This is a genomic window from Arcicella sp. BE140 (genome assembly GCF_031456255.1).
Lineage (GTDB): Bacteria > Bacteroidota > Bacteroidia > Cytophagales > Spirosomataceae > Arcicella > Arcicella aquatica.
On sequence record NZ_JAVDUE010000019.1, the window covers coordinates 1 to 17846 of the forward strand.

Below are 17846 nucleotides of genomic sequence, written 5' to 3' on the forward strand. Positions count from 1 at the left end.
TTCCGTTGATGATACTGCAATCACATGCGGGAAAGTAAATAAACCCCAAAAATATTAGAAAAGAGCTACCTCGAAAGGGTGGCTCTTTCTGTTTTTAAGACTTGAAGACTTGAGGACTGAAAGACTTGAGGATTTGGAGACGATAAGACACAAGAGAAAAGACACAAGAATAGGTAAGTACAGTGGCATATTGCATATGCCCTTTGGAAGAACAAAAAAATAGCAGAGCTACATCTTATTTATGGTGTGGCTCTGCTATTTTCACTTAGGGGCTGACTTAAGTCAGCCCCTAAGTGAAAAAGACTTAAAAACTATAAGATGATAATCATCCTAAAGTCTTTAAGTCTAATATCATTTAGTCCTACAATCCTAAATCCTTAAGTCTTACAGTCCTAAAGTCCTCTTTCAATGCCCACCACCACTCGTTGGTATTTCCAATCCTTCTTTTATTTTCTCAGATTTCATCAGCATGGTGGCGCCGCAAGCTAGTAATAAAAAGACACCTGCAAAAGTGATAGCCTTACCTGCATCATTATTTAAAAAGTGTTCTAATACATAGCCAAAAGTTAGGTTCTGGATAATCATAGGTATTACAATCATCATGTTGATAATTCCCATATATACCCCATAACGTTCTTTAGGAATCTCTGAAATTACCATTAAATAAGGTATTCCCATCATACTTGCCCATGCTATTCCAAAGCCTGTCATAGGGGCAAATAATAAATATTTGTTTTCAATATGTGGAAAGATGAGTAAGCCAACCCCTGCTATTAATAAACATATTGTGTGAACTGACTTCGGTGTGAATCTTTTAGAAAGCCCTACCAAAGCAAATGCCGATAGGAAAGTGGCAATATTATACCAACCGTTCACCAAGCCAGTCCAACCTACTGCCTCTTGATATAACTGTTTGTTATCGTTAGGGGTAGTATGCCAAACCGACTGTGCAATGCTTTTAGAAGCATTCTGCCAATAACAAAATAAAGCATACCATTGAAATAAATAAACTAGTGCCAATTGCCACATTATCTTTGGCATATCCTTAATAGCTTCAGCGATTTCAATAAAAGGAGAAAAGATGCCCCTGTTACTTTGTTTGATATGCGCTAATTCTTCAAGAGTTGGCGGAATTTCAGGCGTTTTAGCCATAGACCAAAGCACAGAGCTTATCGAGCAAACAGAACCCAGAAAGAATGAGCCAAATACCCAATAAGGAATACTGCCATGTTCGCCAGTAATGAATTTCTGAAAAATGAATAAAGATACATTGGCTAAGGTAATACCAAGGCCAGTAAAAAAACTTTGAGAGAGAAATCCTGTAGCTTGCTGATCGGTGGGTAATTTATCAGCAATAAAAGCCCTATAGGGTTCCATTGCTGTATTATTTCCTGCATCAAGTATCCATAATAACCCCGCAGCCATCCATAATGAACTACTAAAGGGATAAATAAACAAAGCAATGCTACATAATAAAGCTCCTATTAAAAAATAGGGTTTGCGTCTTCCCCAACGTGGATGCCACGTTTTATCGCTCATTGCTCCGATAATTGGTTGGATTAAAAGACCCGTCATAGGTCCTGCTAAATTGAGAAGGGGTATTTCATCAGGACTAGCCCCTAGAAAATCATAAATGGGATTGATGGCACTTTGTTGCAAACCGAAACTGTATTGAATGCCAAAAAAACCGACATTCATGTTAATGATTTGAGAAAATGATAATCTTGGTTTGATAATGTTCATAAATTATGATTGATAAAAATGGTCAATATTACTTGCAATAATACTAATTAATTTAGAATAATTTATATTTTATCAGGATGGAGTAACTAATTATTTCTATCTATCGAACAGATACAATATTTTTGAATTTAGCAATAAGAACAGCGGTATGATACTAATGGTACGAAGATTGCTTGAAGTATCTTATGGGGATAATTGCTTAACTTTGATATATGCTACTTTTCACTTTTCTATTTTCTTTACTGAGTACTTCTTTTAAGCCTATTCAGGCGGATTCTATTGTGGTGGTGAATGAAATTGTTCTTAATGGCCATCATAAAACAAAGGAGAGCATTATTTTTCGTGAATTGGACTTTAAAATAGGTGATACGTTATTCATCAATGCTGTCAATAAGCGTTTAGAAATTAATAGGCGAAAAATTGTTAATACTAACCTCTTTATTTCGGTTGAAATTCATCATCAAGTTACTGAAAATGGGCAATTGAATATCCAGATTCAACTGCAAGAGCAATGGTTTTTGTTAGGGTATCCTGTTTTTCTATTGGCTGATAGGAATTTTTCGGAGTGGTGGGATAGAGGGCATGATTTTAATCGTACCATTTATGGAATAGATTTAATCCATAGTAATTTTAGAGGACGGGCTGAGAGACTTTCACTACATCTAGAAAATGGCTTTACACAACGTGTTGATGTTGGGTATAAAATTCCCTATATCAACAAAGCCCAAAAAACAGGAATGGGCTTTAGTGTATCATATATGACAAATAATAACGTAGCTTTTAGGAGTTTGAACGATACGTTGTTTTATTTCAGAAGTAGAGGGCTTACCATGCGAGAACGCTTTTCTACGGCTATTTTCTTGAAAAAAAGAATAGGTTTTTATGATAATCATACTGTTGAACTAAGGTATAATAGTATCAGCATCAATGATACTATCAGGAAACTCAATCCTAATTATTTTGCAAATCATGGAACCCTCCAACGTTATGCCCAGCTTAGTTATTCCTTTAATCATGATTTCAGAGACAACGTAGCATATCCCTTACGTGGAAAACGCTATGGAATATTAATTAATAAATTGGGTATTTTACCCAACGATGATATTAATCAGCTAGAAATTACGGGCGACTATTCCTATTATAGACCGCTATCAAGAAAGTGGTTTTTCGGGATGAGTATTGAAGCGAAAATATCGTTTCCTGATCGTCAACCTTTTTATAATACCCGTGGCTTGGGATATGGGAGTCGCCTTGTAAGAGGGTACGAATTGTTTGTAGTAGATGGCAGTAAGTATTTTTATGGCAAGCAGACACTGAGATACGAGCTTTTTAATAAAAAAATCAATTTGAAATTCCTTAAGACAAAGCAGTTTAATAAAATACCTATTGGTTTATATCCAACGCTTTTTGGCGATTATGGATATGTTGAAAATCGCTTTTCGGACGAAAACAAAAGTAAGCTTGCGAATAAGATGCTCTATAGCTATGGTTGTGGGCTAGATGTAGTAACATACTATAATTTAGTAGTACGCTTTAATTATGCCATTAATAGCTTTAATAAAGGACACTTTGTATTCAATATAGGACGAGAGTTTTAGTTAGTAAAGATATAATGCTTAAATCCCTTATCCCTAGCAATGGAATTAATTCCACCGCTAGGGATAAGGGATTTGAATTTATAATAACTTAATAAAGTTTGGGAAGGCTATAAAAGACAAAAGGAGACGTTAAAAACATCCCCCTGTGCAAATTAATAGTTCTACACCTATTATCTTAAATATTTTTGAAGATTAGGAGTTAAAAACGTGGGGCAACAAAGTTCACCCCCGTTTCATAAATACCTAACCACTAATTTCTTTTTAACTGATGCGAGAATACCCAAAGTGTTTTCTCACTCTATCAATAAACTCTTTCTTTTTTCTTCTCGAAATAGAAATTTTACTACCATCCCTTAATTGTACAAACATTTCTTCTTTAATGTCAAATTGAGAAACGTAGTTCAAGTTGATTGTGAAAGACTTATGAATCCTTACAAACATTTCGGCATCTAATTTAGGCAAAAAAACTTTCATTGTACGAGAAACTAGCAATTTTTTTCCATCAGTGAAGTAAAACATGGTATAATTGCCGATTGCTTCTAAATGACTAATGTCTTTCCAAGCTACAATAATGTTCTTTTTACAAGAAATCGATAAAATAATGTTCGATTCATTACTAAGAATATTCTCTCTTTTAAAATGTAAATCACGACTTAAATTATTGATTAGATATGTATTGTTTGTTAATGATGGACTTGCCATGATAGTTATTTAGTTAAGGTTATTCCATAAATTGATTCTATAGCATGGTTGGTTTCTTGATTACAAAGTTGGGGACTAATTTCACTATTGTCAATCACATGAAAGGATGATATTGATTATACAATTCTTTCATGAATAGCCTTCGCAACGGCCTCTGTTTGTGAATGAACATGTAGCTTATCATAGATTTTTTTGATGTGCGACCGCACAGTGTCTATGCTAATACTACATTTATCGGCAATCATTTTGTAACTATTGCCTTTTACTAAAAGATTTAAAATTTCGCCTTCTCGTTCTGTTAACTTATAGTCGTTGTTTTCCGTAATTTTTTGTTGAGCAGGCAACATCTGTAAAATTTTACGAGCAATACTCGAAGTCATTGGCGCACCGCCATTATTAGCATCTTGAATTGCTTCAAGTAATTTAATAGGAGGAGTCCTTTTTAATAAATAACCCACTGCTCCTGAACAGATTGCCTCAAAAATATTTTCATTATCTTCAAACACCGTAAACATGATTACATTTACTTGTGGTGCCAATTGTTTGATTACTTTGAGTCCCTTTAAACCATTTGCAATAGGCATATCAATATCCATTAATACAACATCTGGCCTTAAATCAATAATTTGACGGGCTACTTGCTCACAGTTTACAAAGGCACCGATAAGTTCAAAACCCATTGACCCTCTGAGTAATACAGAAAGGCTTTCTCTTAAATCGGGGTTATCTTCATAAATTACGATTTTAATGGATGGCTGGTTCATTGGTTGCGTAAAATTTAGAGACATGACATTGAAGCTATTGGTTTTGAATAAATGCTTGATTAAGGAGGATACTATTTTACTACTAATTTTATTGTAAACTTACAAAATATATTTATCAGGTGGTATCACATGATTGGGTGAGGAAACTTATATCATCAATCAGAATGTGGTAGCTACTCAGAAAGTTTTTGTATTTTTGTGTTTAGAAATCTTAATACATACAATTCGTGAAAAAATATAATCTTTACTTCCTTTTATTATTTATACTATTGATTGCTTGTCAAGATAAAAAAGAAAGTACCCAAACCGAAACAAGTAGTCCCGAAAGTAGTGCTGCTGGCTCGTCGTCTGCTTTAGAAAATTATAGCTCAATTTTTCAGGCAATTCTTAAAACCGACGCAGGCATGGCTCGTGGTGTGAAAATAGGGGATAACATTGATACAATTAATGAAACAACTTTGCCTTCTGAAACGCCAGCAGAAAATGGAAAAAGCTTTACGGAGTATTTTGATGATACAGATTTAAACTTTGCTGATATTTTGTATGTTAGGAGTGCACAAAACAAAGTAGAAGCTATTACGATTGATGTTTATATCGAACGTCAAACGGCCGTAGATAGCCTAATGACTGAGTTTAAAGGCTATTTCAACACCAAATATGGCAAAGGAACTAGCACCGAGAAAGCTACGACTTGGCAATTGGCTGATGGCAAAAATAATTTATTACTTCAAAATGTAAGTACTGAAAAAGACCCAGGCTTAAAGATTATCTTCGCCAATAAAGAAAATAAGATTTTACAGTAAGCTACGATATAACTAAAAACAGCCTTTAGATATTTCTAAAGGCTGTTTTTAGTTGTAAACAATAATGAAAACTATATTTTCATTACCCATCCACGTGTATCATCTTTTTTGCCTAAACGAATATCATTGATTTCCTCAAATACTCTTTTAGAGAATGCGTCGTCTTTGCGTTCTGGTAATTGGTAATCAACACCTTCGTAGCCAATCGTTGCGATAGGGGCAATTACAGCGGCCGTACCAGCACCAAATGCTTCAGTTACCTTACCAGACTGAATGCCTTCCACCAATTCTTTGACAGAAAGTTGTCTTTCTTGAATTTCCATTCCCCATTCTTTAGCTACTTGTAAAATTGATTTACGCGTAATACCATCAAGAATTGTATCGCCAGTCGGAGCCGTTACTAAAGCACCATCTATTATAAACAAAAGGTTCATCGTTCCTGCTTCTTCCACAAAAGTATGCGTAGCGGCATCTGTCCAGATAATTTGGTCATAACCAGCATCCATCGCTAATTTAGTTGGATACAACGACCCACCATAATTACCTGCATTCTTAGAAAAACCAACACCACCATGAGCAGCACGAATGAATTGTGTTTCAACACGTACACGTAGAGGCTTAGTATAATAAGAACCTACTGGGCAGTTGAAAATAATAAACTTGTATGTTTTTGATGGACTCACACCAACGTATTCATCCGTTGAGAACATAAAAGGACGAATGTACATTGAACAACCCTCTTTCGCAGGAATCCAGTCGGCATCCAAGCGTAAAAGTTGTGAAAGACCTTCCATAAAAATATCCTCTGGAATTTCAGGAATACACATACGGACAGCAGATTTGTTGAGACGTTTCCAGTTCTCTTCTGGACGAAAGACCAGTATTTCACCCGCTGCATTTTTGTAGGCTTTCATGCCTTCAAAAATCGCTTGTCCGTAATGAAGAGACATCATCGCTGGAGAATATGAGATAGGCCCATAAGGCACAATTTGTGGCGTTTGCCATTCTCCATCTTTAAAGTCGACCACCAACATATGGTCGGCAAAAGAACGCCCAAAAACAAGGTTGTCAAAATCAACCGCATCAATCCTAGATTTTTCAATCTGATGGATATCAATCTGCAAGGTATCTGTCATATATATATACTATTTGTTATTCTAATATTCAAAGTCTAAAGTCTTGAGTCAAAAGTTTAAAGTCTAAAGTAAAAGGTCAAGAATTTAAGTTAAGTCTAAAATCTAGAGTCTTAAAGTCCTAAATCCTATCCTCCTAAAATCTTATATCTAACATCTCACCTCCAGAGTCTTAAAGTCCTAATTCCTCAAGTCTTAAAGTCTTGTGTCCTAAAGTCCCCTAATCCTAAAGTCTCAAGAAGAAACCCTCGGTTTCCAAGCTACTTCCTCTATCCCAAGTTCCTTTGCCATCATCCTGCATAATACAAAAATATAATCGGACAATCTGTTTAAATACCTGATGACTAAATCATTTACTTCTGATTCCTCCGAAAGTCTAAGCACAATTCTTTCCGCTCGTCGGCAAACTGTTCTGGCCAAATGTCCAAACGAAACAGATTGGTGTCCTCCGGGTAAAATAAAATATCGCATAGGTTCTAAATCATGATCCATTGTGTCCATTTCATTTTCCAGTAGCTCTATGTCACTTTCTAATAAATCAGGCAAACGCTTTTTGGTTTGTTCAGGCTCAGAAGCCAGTATTGAACCAATCGTGAATAATCTATCTTGAATTTCCTTTAAAATATTTTTACGCTTTTCATTTACCGTTTGATCACGCACCAAACCTATGTATGAATTTAGTTCATCCACTGTGCCATAAGCTTCAATCCGCAACTCGGTTTTAGATACTCTTGTGCCACCAACTAAAGAAGTTGTCCCTTTATCGCCAGTTTTGGTATAAATTTTCATAATGTTACTCATATTCAAGGCTTTCTAGCCCTTGAAGTCGTTCATTTTACAAAGCTAATTTTTTTTGAGAAGTTTTACTCATTAATCCTTAAAAAAATAATTGTCATGACAAGTATTTTTAGGATTAAAAAGATGAAGTTTAGTCTAAAGAACGATTTTTATTCTTGATTAATCAGCCATTTCATTAGAAATCCTGCCTTTTCTAGCGTAATTTTGCACCCTGAAACAACCAATATCAATGAGTATAGAATTTTTCATTTCCAGAACTTGGCGTTACTTATCAATTTTAGCCTTCATCCTTGTCTTATTATTTACCTACCGTGGCTTGCCCGACACCACCGCCGTGCATTTTGGACCGAATGGTAGAGGAGATGGCTTTCTTCCCAAAAACGAAGTTTTCTACCTTTTTGGAACAGTCATGTTTGTATTCAATATATTATCAATTTTGTTAGCCAATAGCGTAAAACGTGTTCCCGTAACAGCCTTTACTTGGATTCCTAACAAAATATGGTTGAAAGAAGGCGAACAACTAAAAGTCGCAATAGTAAACTGGCTAAATTTTTTGCCTGCCATTGTGAATACTTTTTTATTGCTTATTCTCAGAGCATTATTGATTCTAAATGATGAACGAACTTATCAAACAGATTATTCTTATTTATTAGTATTAGGGATAGCTTTGATGATAGCTTGGTTATTTTATTTGCCTATCAAATTGTTATTTACAAGTCCAAAAATTGAAGTAGAAGAAGATTAATTGATGGATATTCAAGATTTAAAGCTTGCTGATTATACATATGATTTACCCGACGAGAGAATTGCCAAATTCCCTTTGGAAAAGCGTGATGAATCTAAACTACAGGTATATCAGCAAGGTAATATCACCCATACTGTTTTCAAGAAAATCAATGAGTATTTACCCCAAAATACCCTCTTGGTTTTTAATAACACAAAAGTAATACCTGCCCGAATTCATTTCCAAAAATCAACTGGGGCTGTCATTCAGATTTTTTTATTACATCCTATTGCTCCTACTTCTGTCATTAATCTAGCGATGGAAGCCAACGATGAGTGTGTCTGGGAATGCATGATTGGTAATAGAAAACGTTGGAAGAAGGAAGATGTTTTAGAGAAGGTACTAAACGTTGCAGGGGAAGCTATTCAGGTAAAAGCCGAATTGTATGATGTTGAAAACAACCAAGTGAAACTATCTTGGCGAGTAATTTCAGAAGAAAGTACCATTCCTAACCCGAAGTTTGTCGATATTATCCAAGCCTTGGGCGAAATACCATTGCCACCTTACCTAAATCGAGAAGCCGAAGCAGCAGACTATGAAACGTATCAGACTGTTTATAGCGAGAAAAAGGGAGCAGTTGCCGCACCTACTGCGGGTTTACATTTCACTGATGAGGTACTACAAAATCTTTCGGCACAGGGCATTAAAGAGGAGTTTATTACGCTTCATGTGGGGGCTGGTACGTTTCAACCTATCAAAGTTGAAAACATCGTAGAACACCGTATGCACAATGAGCAAATAGTGTTTACGAAAAAGAATATTGAAGTCTTATTAGAAAATATCGGCAATACTATTCCTGTAGGTACAACATCAATGCGGGCTTTAGAGAGTTTGTATTGGTATGGTGTAAAACTGAGTACGGATATTTCAAGCGATTTTTTCATTGAAAAATTATATCCTTATCAGCACGTTGTGGAGGATTTACCAAGTACAGCTTCGTCTTTAATGACAATTTTATCGAAAATGGAAGCCTTGGGCGAAACGGAAATTACGGGCGAAACCGAAATATTTATTTTCCCGGGCTATCAGTTCAAAATCTGTAAAGGTATTGTTACTAACTATCATCAGCCCGAAAGTACGCTGATTCTACTCATAGCAGCTTTAATTGGAGAAGACTGGCGAAAGGTGTATCAAGAAGCCATGATAAACGATTATCGTTTTTTGAGTTATGGGGATTCATCTTTGTTATTGCCTTAATTCTTTTTTATCTCTAGCGAGGGACTTAAGTCCCTCGCTAGAGATAAAAAAATCTAAAAATCCTTCCCTAAAATAGGAAAGAATTAGCCTCTACACATAACTCAACCACCAATACCCCTGATGTCTGTTTTTATAAGCCCCATACCAACGGCATATCGGGTAAGTAGCCACTACTATCACAATCCACAATAAATACACAAAGCTTAGACTGAAACCATAACCCTGTAACCGTGGCGACATATAAACCCATGTATCTAAAACCATGGCATCAGCACCAAATCCCGTTAGGCTTGCTGCCAACATCGCCAATGTGTGGATAACATAAATATGTAAAATATAATAGAACATCGATACCTTGCCATAAACCAATATTTTGTTCCAGAATACCCCTTTGGCATTTTCAAGAAAAGCTAATAGTAAAAGTGCAGGACCAATCGTCAATAAGATGTATAATAAGGAAGGCGGATATTTGCTTACATTAATAAACGAAAGCAAAAGATTAATACCACTAGCCTGAGTATCCCACAAACGAGCATCTCCATATAAATTCGTACTACGAATAATAATAAACAGCACTATACTAAGCCATCCGTATGTTAACAAAATTTTTCTACGCTCTTCTGCTTTAAATTTAGCCGTGTAAATTACCCCAAAAGCATAGCCCAGTGCCATGACACCCACCCACGGAACAACTGGATATCCGATATAAATAACGTGGTCAGGAATCCAGTTAAACATTCTTTGTTGATGGATAAGCGACCAAATAAAAGCCAGAAAGTTATCCTCTTTAATGGTAATGCCATCTAAAAGATTGTGACCGAAAATCATGATTAAGCTACCAGCAATAATCCAAGGCATAGGTAAATAAACGATAGCTGAAAGCCAAACCATGCTTAAACCTATCGCACCGATTACCTGAAAAGAAATAATCCCAAAATTGGGGTTAAAGAACCAAGCAATATTCATGACGGTTAATTCTAAGATAATCAACCAAATACCCCTTTTTAGTAAATAGGACGATAGTCCGCTAATGCCTTTTTTCTGACCGACCTGATAGGCTGAAGTGCCTGCCAAAAAAATAAAAATTGGCGCACAGTAATGTGTAATGATACGGGTTAAAAACAGCAATGGATTGGTTTTGCTTAAATCTGTAGGGTCGAATAAGTATGCATCAGCGTGAAAAAAATCACGGACGTGGTCTAAAGTCATAATGATAATGACAATACCTCTTAGTAAGTCTATCGACTCAATTCTCCGATTTTGTTGTATAGTTTCCATCTTTATCGTGAAAAATAAAATTATCTTTTGGAATTTTGTTGAAACAAAGATACCTTGCTGATATAAGATAAATGCTTTATAAACCATTGAACTTATGGGTTATAACCTTTGATTCAATGTTTATTTTGCTTAAATACCTTCGATTATGGAGTTAGATAAATTGTACTGGAATATTCTGGCTTTATTGCAGGAAAATGCCCGTTATTCCTTTGCCGAAATAGGCAGAAAAGTAGGACTTTCAGCACCTGCGGTTGCTGAGCGTGTTCAGAAGTTAGAAGAAATAGGCGTCATCAAACGTTTTGGGGTAGACCTCGACTTCGTAAAGCTGGGATATTCCCTAAAGGCAAGTATTTTGTTTAAAGCGCACAATGGCAAAATGCAATCTTTTTTGGCACACATCAGCCAAATGCCCGAAGTGTATCAATGCGATAGAATCACGGGCGAATATTGTTTGGTGATGAAAGTAATCGTGAAACATCCTAATGATTTAGAAAACATCATTAATAAATTCTCTGAATATGGCGAGCCTACCACCTCGGTGATATTATCGAGCCCAGTTGAATATAAAGTGGTAAAACAAAGTACCTGACATCAATAACCGTATTCGTCCCCCCAGTCTTGACGAAGTTTCTGTTTGATTTTCTCCTCAGCAGGATTTTGTTGAGGCTCAAAGAATTTTGTGCTTTTTACTTCGTCAGGCATAAATTGTTGTTGTACAAAATTGCCTTCATAACCGTGAGCATACTTGTAGTTTTTGCCATAGTCTAATTGCTTCATCAACTTGGTTGGGGCATTTCTAAGGTGCAGCGGTACGGGTAAGTTGCCCGTTTCACGCACTGTTGCCAAGGCTTGGTCTATCGCCAAATAAGCAGAATTACTTTTGGCAGAAGTCGCCAAATAAATAACCGTTTGCGACAGCACAATACGGGCTTCGGGCATGCCTACTGCTCGGATAGTCTGAAAACAAGTGTTAGCCATCAATAAAGCGTTCGGATTCGCCAAGCCAATATCTTCGGATGCTAAAATCATCATTCGTCTTCCTATAAACTCTATGTCTTCGCCACCTTCTAGCATTCTTGCCAACCAATACACGGCAGCGTTTGGGTCGGAGCCACGGATAGATTTGATAAAGGCAGAGATAATATCATAATGTTGTTCGCCGTCTTTGTCATAAAGTGCTATATTTTGCTGTAGTTTTTCAACGACCATTTCGTTGGTGATTTCCAATCCTTCGCCTTCTGGAATAAAATTGCAGACCAGCTCCAAGATGTTGTACAACTTTCGCCCGTCGCCACCCGAAAACTGCAAAATAGCCTCGTACTCCTTTACGACAATGCCTCGATTCTTCAAGAAAACATCTTTCTCCAAAGCCTGATTAATCATATAAATCAATTCATCTTTCACCAAAGGTTTTAATACATACACCTGACAGCGAGAAAGTAAGGCGGATATTACCTCAAAAGAAGGGTTTTCTGTAGTAGCACCAATCAGCGTAATAATGCCTTTTTCCACTGCGCCGAGGAGCGAGTCTTGTTGAGATTTTGAAAAACGGTGGATTTCGTCGATGAACAAAATAGGAGAGGGCGTATCAAAAAACTTTTGCTTTTTGGCGGTCTCAATGGTTTCACGAATGTCTTTTACCCCTGCACTAATAGCAGACAATACATGAAAAGGACGTTTCAGTGTCTGTGCCACAATACTTGCCAAGGTAGTTTTGCCGACGCCCGGAGGCCCCCACAAAATAAAAGAGGGAATCCTGCCCGATTCTACAGCACGGCGTAAAACGGCTTTTTCTCCTACTAAATGTTGTTGCCCCACGTATTCATCAAGCGTTTGTGGACGCATTCGTTCGGCTAATGGTTGCATAATTGTATTGTTAATTCTAAAGCAAATATACATTCATTTCAAGACGCTAGGGCTAATCCAAAGCTTTGTGCAAAAGAAATATTATCTTTGTAAAATATTTTCATCCTAAAATAATTACATGACTTTCGCATCACTTGGTTTATCAGCATCTCTTTTAAAGGGAATAGAAGCAAAAAATTATACCGAACCTTTCCCGATTCAAGAACAGGCTATTCCCGCAATTTTAGCAGGAAAAGATATCCAAGGAATTGCCCAAACGGGTTCTGGAAAAACTGCGAGTTTTGTATTGCCTATTTTAGAGATGTTTCAGCGTAAAAGTCCTACCAGAAATTTACACCTAAAAGTATTAATTCTAGTCCCTACGCGTGAACTCGCCATTCAGATTAAGGAAGTCATCGATTCGTTTTCTTTGCACTTAAATAATCCTGTAAAAAACATTGCCGTTTTTGGAGGTGTGCCACTCAATCAACAGATGGTGACGCTAAAAAATACGGAGATTTTAGTAGCTACACCGGGAAGGTTATTAGATTTGGTTTCGACGCAATCAATTAACTTAGCTAAGATAGAAATCTTGGTACTGGATGAAGCCGATAAAATGTTGGATTTAGGGTTTAAAGAAGAAGCCAATAACATTTTCAAATTATTACCCAAAAAACGCCAGAACATTTTGTTTTCGGCCACGTTAGATACTGATTTAGAAATTATCAAGGAGAGCCTTTTGAGCGAACCTGTAAAAATAGAGATTGAACCAGAAGTACAGAACCTTGACCAAATTAAGCAAATTGCCTATTTGGTAAGTCCCGAAAGAAAAGGACCTTTGCTAAGATACCTTATCAAAACCCAAGCTATGCCGCAAGTATTGGTATTTGTTTCGGCAGTACGGACGGCGGATAATTTGGTAGATAAATTAAAGAAAAATGGCATTAATGCCTTGGCGATTCACAGTAAGAAAACACAAGGTGCTAGAACCGAGGCCTTGAGGAACTTTAAAGCTGGAAAAACTACGGTATTGGTGGCTACAGATTTGGCTTCGCGAGGGATAGATATTGAGTTTTTACCTTTTGTGATTAACTATGAATTGCCACGTTCGCCAAAGGATTATGTTCACAGAATTGGTAGGACGGGGCGTGCTACAGCCTCAGGAGATGCTATTTCGCTGATTTGTCCAGAAGACCAGCACCATTTTCATATCATCCAGAAAAAGATGAAAAGGAAGGTAGAAACAGTAGAAACGGCTGATTATGACTTAGGTAAATTTTAAGTGAAAATTCAAAGAATCAAGCACCTAGTTACCTCCATAAACAAGCGCAAAATGCTGTTTTAAGGGTGTTATAAGGTGCTTGATTATCAGCTTTTTGAGGAAGTATTAAGAAAAACTATCAAATAAAAATAATTCACTATAACATATGGTTATTTCAAGATTTTAATTATATTTGATAAATAATTCCCAAAACTAACCACACATTAACCCCTTAAAATGTCATGAATCTAAGATCGATGCTTCGAATTTTGTTTATTAGTTCACTGGTAGTTTTCTTAGGATACATTTTTTTGAAAAGTTTTGATTCATTTGCACATCACGTAGTGGCCTTTAAAAAACATTAAAGGCTCTTTATTAAATTACAAAAGCTACTTCTTGGAAACCATAATATTCGACTAGTCCGTCGGACTCAATACCCAATTGCCCACTTTCGTCGATACCAACTATTTTCCCCAGAAATAGTTGCCCGTTCTTTCTGAAATGATGAAATTCGTTTATTCTGAAAAGATTAGACAAGTACCTTTCTTTCAATACTTCATAATCTCCGTTTTTTACAGCCAAATAATTTTTCTCTACACAAGCTAATAATTCAGAAAGTAGGTCGGATAAATCATATTTTAGCGGATTCGTCGTTACATTCCTCAGTGAGGTAGCATTGGGTATTGGAAACTGGGTTTGATTGATGTTTAATCCGATACCAATTACAGAAAAACCAATCTGATAACCTTGCAGGGTATTCTCAATAAGAATGCCACCCATTTTTTGATTTTGGAAATAAATATCGTTCGACCACTTTACTTTTAGGTCGTCGTCGATATATTCCGATAGGCAGTCTAAAACCCCTAACGAAACTGCCACATTGAGTTTGAACTGTTCGCTGGCTTTTAAAAAATTGGGTTTTAGGATTAATGAAAACGTTAAATTTTCGCCTACAGAGGCTTCCCAAACGTTGCCTCTTTGTCCGCGACCAGCCGTTTGATTATCGGTAATTATGACCATTCCCTCAAAAACGTTATTACCCGACTGAATTATTTCAGCCGCTATGTCGTTAGTAGAGTGACAGACTGGCATGTATTTTATTGTTTTGCCAGTAAATAATGTATTGGGTTGAATTTTGTACAAGGTTATTTTGTAATTTTAAAGTTCAAATTATTTTTTGTGTTATTGAGTAATGAAGTTATGAGATTTATCTCTAAACATTGTGACAAACACTTGTGAATTTACAAACAACAAAGCATGGCAGAAGTTAAATTAAAAAAAGAAATTAGTTCACAAGAACTTAGCCAATTGGTGGTGAAAGGGATGCAGGAAAGAAAGGCAACCAATATTGTAGTGATGGATTTAAGAAAAGTAAAAAACGCTTTCACTGATTTTTTTGTCGTTTGTTCTGGTAATTCTGACACGCAAATTGATGCTATCTCAGAATCTGTTGATAAAGAAGTATGGGAAGCAACTCGTTCTCATCCCAAAAGTATGGAAGGGAAAGCCAACCGTGAATGGATATTAGTTGACTATTATGATGTAATAGTACACGTATTTAAAAAAGATAAACGTGAGTTTTATAAACTAGAAGAATTGTGGGGTGACGCTGAATTTACTTATATTGACGACGATGCCGTTTAAAGTAATAACACTCCTTTCATAAATTTATCATACCACTTTTCATGAAAAACATAAGTTCGAAACAAAGTTATCAGACCTTGTGTTCACAATATAGATAACCAAAGTTTACAATTTATCTCAAATTATGTAAAACCAATTACTTTTTAGAATAAATTGGATACTGTTTAAAAGTTAATTAAAGAAAAAATGGCAGAAAATAATAGTGAGAATAATAAACCTCAAGGCTTTCCGAAGCGTCGCCCAAATGCTTCTGGCAATGGTTTTCAAGGATGGTTGGTTATAGGATTGATAGTTGCTTTAATAAGTATTTACTTTTTGAGTAAAACAAAAGTTCTAAAACCTATTCAGCAAACCGAGTACGAACAAATGGTGCTCAATCAGGAAATTGCTAAATTATCCATTATCAAAGGAAAAGATATTGTTGAGATTACCCTCAAACCAGAGGCACTTCCAAAATATAAAAACGAATTAAGTGATCAACCAAACGCTGTGGTTAATCAGAATGCTGGTCCTCAATTCGAAAAAGAGATTACTTCTATCAATTCTTTTGAAACGGAACTCAACGAATTGCAGAAAGATATTCCTCGTGATAAGAGAGTACATGCTACTACAGAAGAACATTACGGGATTTTTGAATTCTTGATGGGACCTGGTTTCTTTATCGTGATGTTCATCGCTATTTACTTCATGTTCTTTAGAATGGGTGGTGCAGGCGGACCGGGTGGACAAATCTTTAATATTGGTCGTTCTAGAGCAACATTGTTTGACGGCGAAGCTAAAGTAAAGATTACCTTCAACGATGTAGCAGGTTTGGATGAAGCTAAAGAAGAAATTCAAGAGATTGTAGAGTTTTTGAAGTTTCCGAAAAAATTCACTGACTTAGGTGGTAAAATTCCGAAAGGAGCTTTATTAGTAGGCCCTCCGGGAACAGGTAAAACCTTATTGGCAAAAGCTGTTGCTGGCGAAGCAGGCGTACCTTTCTTCTCGTTGTCTGGTTCAGACTTTGTTGAAATGTTTGTGGGTGTGGGTGCGGCACGTGTAAGAGATTTGTTCAAACAAGCGAAAGAGAAAGCACCATGTATCATCTTTATTGATGAGATTGATGCGGTAGGTCGTTCTCGTGGTCGTGGTGCGATGCCAGGCTCAAATGATGAACGTGAAAATACATTGAACTCATTGTTAGTTGAAATGGATGGTTTTGCTACTGACTCAGGTATTATTATCATGGCAGCAACAAACCGCCCTGATGTACTGGATTCAGCTTTATTACGTCCGGGACGTTTCGACCGTCAGATTTCAATTGATAAGCCAGATATTATCGGAAGAGAAGCTATTTTTAAAGTACACTTAAAACCTTTGAAATTAGCGGCTGATATTGACCCTAAAGAATTGTCTGCTCAGACTCCTGGTTTTGCAGGTGCTGAAATCGCCAATGTTTGTAACGAAGCGGCTTTAATAGCGGCACGTCGTAGCAAAACTGCGGTAGATATGAAAGACTTCCAAGAGGCAATGGATAGAGTAATTGGTGGTTTAGAGAAAAAGAACAAATTGATTTCTCCTGAAGAAAAGAAAATTGTTGCTTATCACGAAGCTGGCCATGCGATTGCTGGATGGTTCTTGGAACATGCCAATCCATTGGTAAAAGTAACGATTGTACCACGTGGTGTAGCTGCTTTGGGTTATGCACAGTATCTGCCTAAAGAACAGTTCTTATACAGAACAGAGCAATTGATAGATGAAATGTGTGTTACCTTGGGTGGTCGTGTAGCTGAAGACATCGTTTTTGGTAAAATATCAACAGGTGCACAAAACGATTTAGAGCGTATTACCAAATTGGCCTATAGTATGGTAACCATTTATGGTATGAACGATAAGCTTGGTAATGTTTCATTCTATGATTCGAAAGGCTCGGAATATAATTTTAACAAACCGTATTCTGAACAAACAGCCCGCGAAATAGATGAAGAAGCACGTAAGATTATTCAACTAGCTTACGAAAGAACGAAGGCTTTATTGACTGAAAAACAAGATAAGTTGGAAATTTTAGCGCAAGAATTATTAGTGAAAGAAGTGCTTTTCCAAAATGATTTAGAGCGTTTGGTAGGACCAAGACCTTTTGAGCAATTGACAGCCTATCAGGAATTTACAAGAAACGAAGATAGAAAAGCAGCAGATTTGGAAGCAAAAGAAGCCGAAAAAGCTATTGCAAAAGAAAGTGAAGAACCTGCTGAAAAGTAATAGACGGTTTTAACCTCAATCCTAAGCCCCCTTTCTTGATAGAAAGGAGGCTTTTTTT

At 36.5% G+C, this 17846-nt stretch carries 16 protein-coding genes; 8 read left to right on the top strand and 8 right to left on the bottom strand.

Going from position 1 to position 17846, the window contains the following annotated elements:
- Window positions 1-405: 405 nt before the first annotated feature.
- The gene (locus tag J2Y60_RS20845; protein ID WP_309923320.1) at window positions 406-1743 is read right to left on the bottom strand and encodes an MFS transporter; all 1338 of its coding nucleotides are present in this window, start codon (window positions 1741-1743) and stop codon (window positions 406-408) included.
- A 212-nt stretch (window positions 1744-1955) separates the two neighbouring features.
- On the opposite strand from J2Y60_RS20845, the gene J2Y60_RS20850 reads away from it, so the two are divergent.
- Window positions 1956-3341 (top strand): BamA/TamA family outer membrane protein, encoded by a 1386-nt coding sequence (locus tag J2Y60_RS20850; protein ID WP_309923322.1) that lies wholly within the window; start codon window positions 1956-1958, stop codon window positions 3339-3341.
- Window positions 3342-3602: 261 nt separating this feature from the next.
- Here J2Y60_RS20850 and J2Y60_RS20855 read toward each other — a convergent pair whose 3' ends face one another.
- A complete protein-coding gene (locus J2Y60_RS20855; protein WP_309923324.1) occupies window positions 3603-4043 on the bottom strand; it encodes a LytTR family DNA-binding domain-containing protein in 441 nt (146 codons plus the stop codon).
- 116 nt (window positions 4044-4159) lie between these two features.
- Window positions 4160-4831, bottom strand: a complete 672-nt coding sequence (locus J2Y60_RS20860) for a response regulator transcription factor (protein WP_309923327.1) — start codon at window positions 4829-4831, stop codon at window positions 4160-4162.
- Between the two features lie 203 nt (window positions 4832-5034).
- Between J2Y60_RS20860 and J2Y60_RS20865 the strand changes: the two genes are divergently transcribed.
- Window positions 5035-5610 (top strand): hypothetical protein, encoded by a 576-nt coding sequence (locus J2Y60_RS20865; protein ID WP_309923329.1) that lies wholly within the window; start codon window positions 5035-5037, stop codon window positions 5608-5610.
- A gap of 71 nt (window positions 5611-5681) precedes the next feature.
- Here the strand turns inward: J2Y60_RS20865 and J2Y60_RS20870 are convergent, their stop codons facing one another.
- Together J2Y60_RS20870 and J2Y60_RS20875 are read right to left on the bottom strand one after the other, a co-directional pair.
- Window positions 5682-6746: a branched-chain amino acid aminotransferase gene (locus J2Y60_RS20870; protein ID WP_309923331.1), complete on the bottom strand. Its 1065-nt coding sequence runs from the start codon at window positions 6744-6746 to the stop codon at window positions 5682-5684.
- A gap of 231 nt (window positions 6747-6977) precedes the next feature.
- Window positions 6978-7532: a cob(I)yrinic acid a,c-diamide adenosyltransferase gene (locus J2Y60_RS20875; RefSeq protein ID WP_309923333.1), complete on the bottom strand. Its 555-nt coding sequence runs from the start codon at window positions 7530-7532 to the stop codon at window positions 6978-6980.
- Window positions 7533-7770: 238 nt separating this feature from the next.
- On the opposite strand from J2Y60_RS20875, the gene J2Y60_RS20880 reads away from it, so the two are divergent.
- Both J2Y60_RS20880 and J2Y60_RS20885 read left to right on the top strand, forming a co-directional pair.
- Complete coding sequence (locus J2Y60_RS20880; RefSeq protein WP_309923335.1) at window positions 7771-8286, top strand: DUF1648 domain-containing protein; 516 nt, start codon at window positions 7771-7773, stop codon at window positions 8284-8286.
- A 3-nt stretch (window positions 8287-8289) separates the two neighbouring features.
- On the top strand, window positions 8290-9522 hold the full coding sequence (locus J2Y60_RS20885) for an S-adenosylmethionine:tRNA ribosyltransferase-isomerase (protein WP_309923337.1): 1233 nt from the start codon (window positions 8290-8292) through the stop codon (window positions 9520-9522).
- Between the two features lie 90 nt (window positions 9523-9612).
- Here the strand turns inward: J2Y60_RS20885 and J2Y60_RS20890 are convergent, their stop codons facing one another.
- Complete coding sequence (locus J2Y60_RS20890; protein WP_309923339.1) at window positions 9613-10800, bottom strand: heparan-alpha-glucosaminide N-acetyltransferase domain-containing protein; 1188 nt, start codon at window positions 10798-10800, stop codon at window positions 9613-9615.
- 145 nt (window positions 10801-10945) lie between these two features.
- Here J2Y60_RS20890 and J2Y60_RS20895 point away from each other — a divergent pair, with 145 nt between their 5' ends.
- The gene (locus J2Y60_RS20895) at window positions 10946-11389 is read left to right on the top strand and encodes an Lrp/AsnC family transcriptional regulator (RefSeq protein WP_309923341.1); all 444 of its coding nucleotides are present in this window, start codon (window positions 10946-10948) and stop codon (window positions 11387-11389) included.
- Window positions 11390-11391: 2 nt separating this feature from the next.
- Here J2Y60_RS20895 and J2Y60_RS20900 read toward each other — a convergent pair whose 3' ends face one another.
- Window positions 11392-12666 (bottom strand): replication-associated recombination protein A, encoded by a 1275-nt coding sequence (locus J2Y60_RS20900; RefSeq protein ID WP_309923343.1) that lies wholly within the window; start codon window positions 12664-12666, stop codon window positions 11392-11394.
- Window positions 12667-12784: 118 nt separating this feature from the next.
- Here J2Y60_RS20900 and J2Y60_RS20905 point away from each other — a divergent pair, with 118 nt between their 5' ends.
- Entirely contained in the window at window positions 12785-13927 is a 1143-nt protein-coding gene (locus J2Y60_RS20905) for a DEAD/DEAH box helicase (protein ID WP_309923345.1), read from the top strand.
- A gap of 354 nt (window positions 13928-14281) precedes the next feature.
- Here J2Y60_RS20905 and J2Y60_RS20910 read toward each other — a convergent pair whose 3' ends face one another.
- A complete protein-coding gene (locus J2Y60_RS20910; RefSeq protein ID WP_309923347.1) occupies window positions 14282-14998 on the bottom strand; it encodes a biotin--[acetyl-CoA-carboxylase] ligase in 717 nt (238 codons plus the stop codon).
- 165 nt (window positions 14999-15163) lie between these two features.
- Here J2Y60_RS20910 and rsfS point away from each other — a divergent pair, with 165 nt between their 5' ends.
- Together rsfS and ftsH are read left to right on the top strand one after the other, a co-directional pair.
- A complete protein-coding gene (gene rsfS / locus J2Y60_RS20915) occupies window positions 15164-15550 on the top strand; it encodes a ribosome silencing factor (RefSeq protein WP_309923350.1) in 387 nt (128 codons plus the stop codon).
- Window positions 15551-15736: 186 nt separating this feature from the next.
- Complete coding sequence (ftsH, locus tag J2Y60_RS20920) at window positions 15737-17788, top strand: ATP-dependent zinc metalloprotease FtsH (protein WP_309923352.1); 2052 nt, start codon at window positions 15737-15739, stop codon at window positions 17786-17788.
- Window positions 17789-17846: the final 58 nt, after the last annotated feature.

Excerpts from the sequence above, each read along its gene's own strand:
- J2Y60_RS20845 (WP_309923320.1), bottom strand. The coding sequence starts at position 1,743 with ATGAACATTATCAAACCAAGATTATCATTTTCTCAAATCATTAACATG.
- J2Y60_RS20850 (WP_309923322.1), top strand. The coding sequence starts at position 1,956 with ATGCTACTTTTCACTTTTCTATTTTCTTTACTGAGTACTTCTTTTAAG.
- J2Y60_RS20855 (WP_309923324.1), bottom strand. The coding sequence starts at position 4,043 with ATGGCAAGTCCATCATTAACAAACAATACATATCTAATCAATAATTTA.
- J2Y60_RS20860 (WP_309923327.1), bottom strand. The coding sequence starts at position 4,831 with ATGTCTCTAAATTTTACGCAACCAATGAACCAGCCATCCATTAAAATC.
- J2Y60_RS20870 (WP_309923331.1), bottom strand. The coding sequence starts at position 6,746 with ATGACAGATACCTTGCAGATTGATATCCATCAGATTGAAAAATCTAGG.
- J2Y60_RS20875 (WP_309923333.1), bottom strand. The coding sequence starts at position 7,532 with ATGAAAATTTATACCAAAACTGGCGATAAAGGGACAACTTCTTTAGTT.
- J2Y60_RS20880 (WP_309923335.1), top strand. The coding sequence starts at position 7,771 with ATGAGTATAGAATTTTTCATTTCCAGAACTTGGCGTTACTTATCAATT.
- J2Y60_RS20885 (WP_309923337.1), top strand. The coding sequence starts at position 8,290 with ATGGATATTCAAGATTTAAAGCTTGCTGATTATACATATGATTTACCC.
- J2Y60_RS20890 (WP_309923339.1), bottom strand. The coding sequence starts at position 10,800 with ATGGAAACTATACAACAAAATCGGAGAATTGAGTCGATAGACTTACTA.
- J2Y60_RS20895 (WP_309923341.1), top strand. The coding sequence starts at position 10,946 with ATGGAGTTAGATAAATTGTACTGGAATATTCTGGCTTTATTGCAGGAA.
- J2Y60_RS20900 (WP_309923343.1), bottom strand. The coding sequence starts at position 12,666 with ATGCAACCATTAGCCGAACGAATGCGTCCACAAACGCTTGATGAATAC.
- J2Y60_RS20905 (WP_309923345.1), top strand. The coding sequence starts at position 12,785 with ATGACTTTCGCATCACTTGGTTTATCAGCATCTCTTTTAAAGGGAATA.
- J2Y60_RS20910 (WP_309923347.1), bottom strand. The coding sequence starts at position 14,998 with ATGCCAGTCTGTCACTCTACTAACGACATAGCGGCTGAAATAATTCAG.
- rsfS (WP_309923350.1), top strand. The coding sequence starts at position 15,164 with ATGGCAGAAGTTAAATTAAAAAAAGAAATTAGTTCACAAGAACTTAGC.
- ftsH (WP_309923352.1), top strand. The coding sequence starts at position 15,737 with ATGGCAGAAAATAATAGTGAGAATAATAAACCTCAAGGCTTTCCGAAG.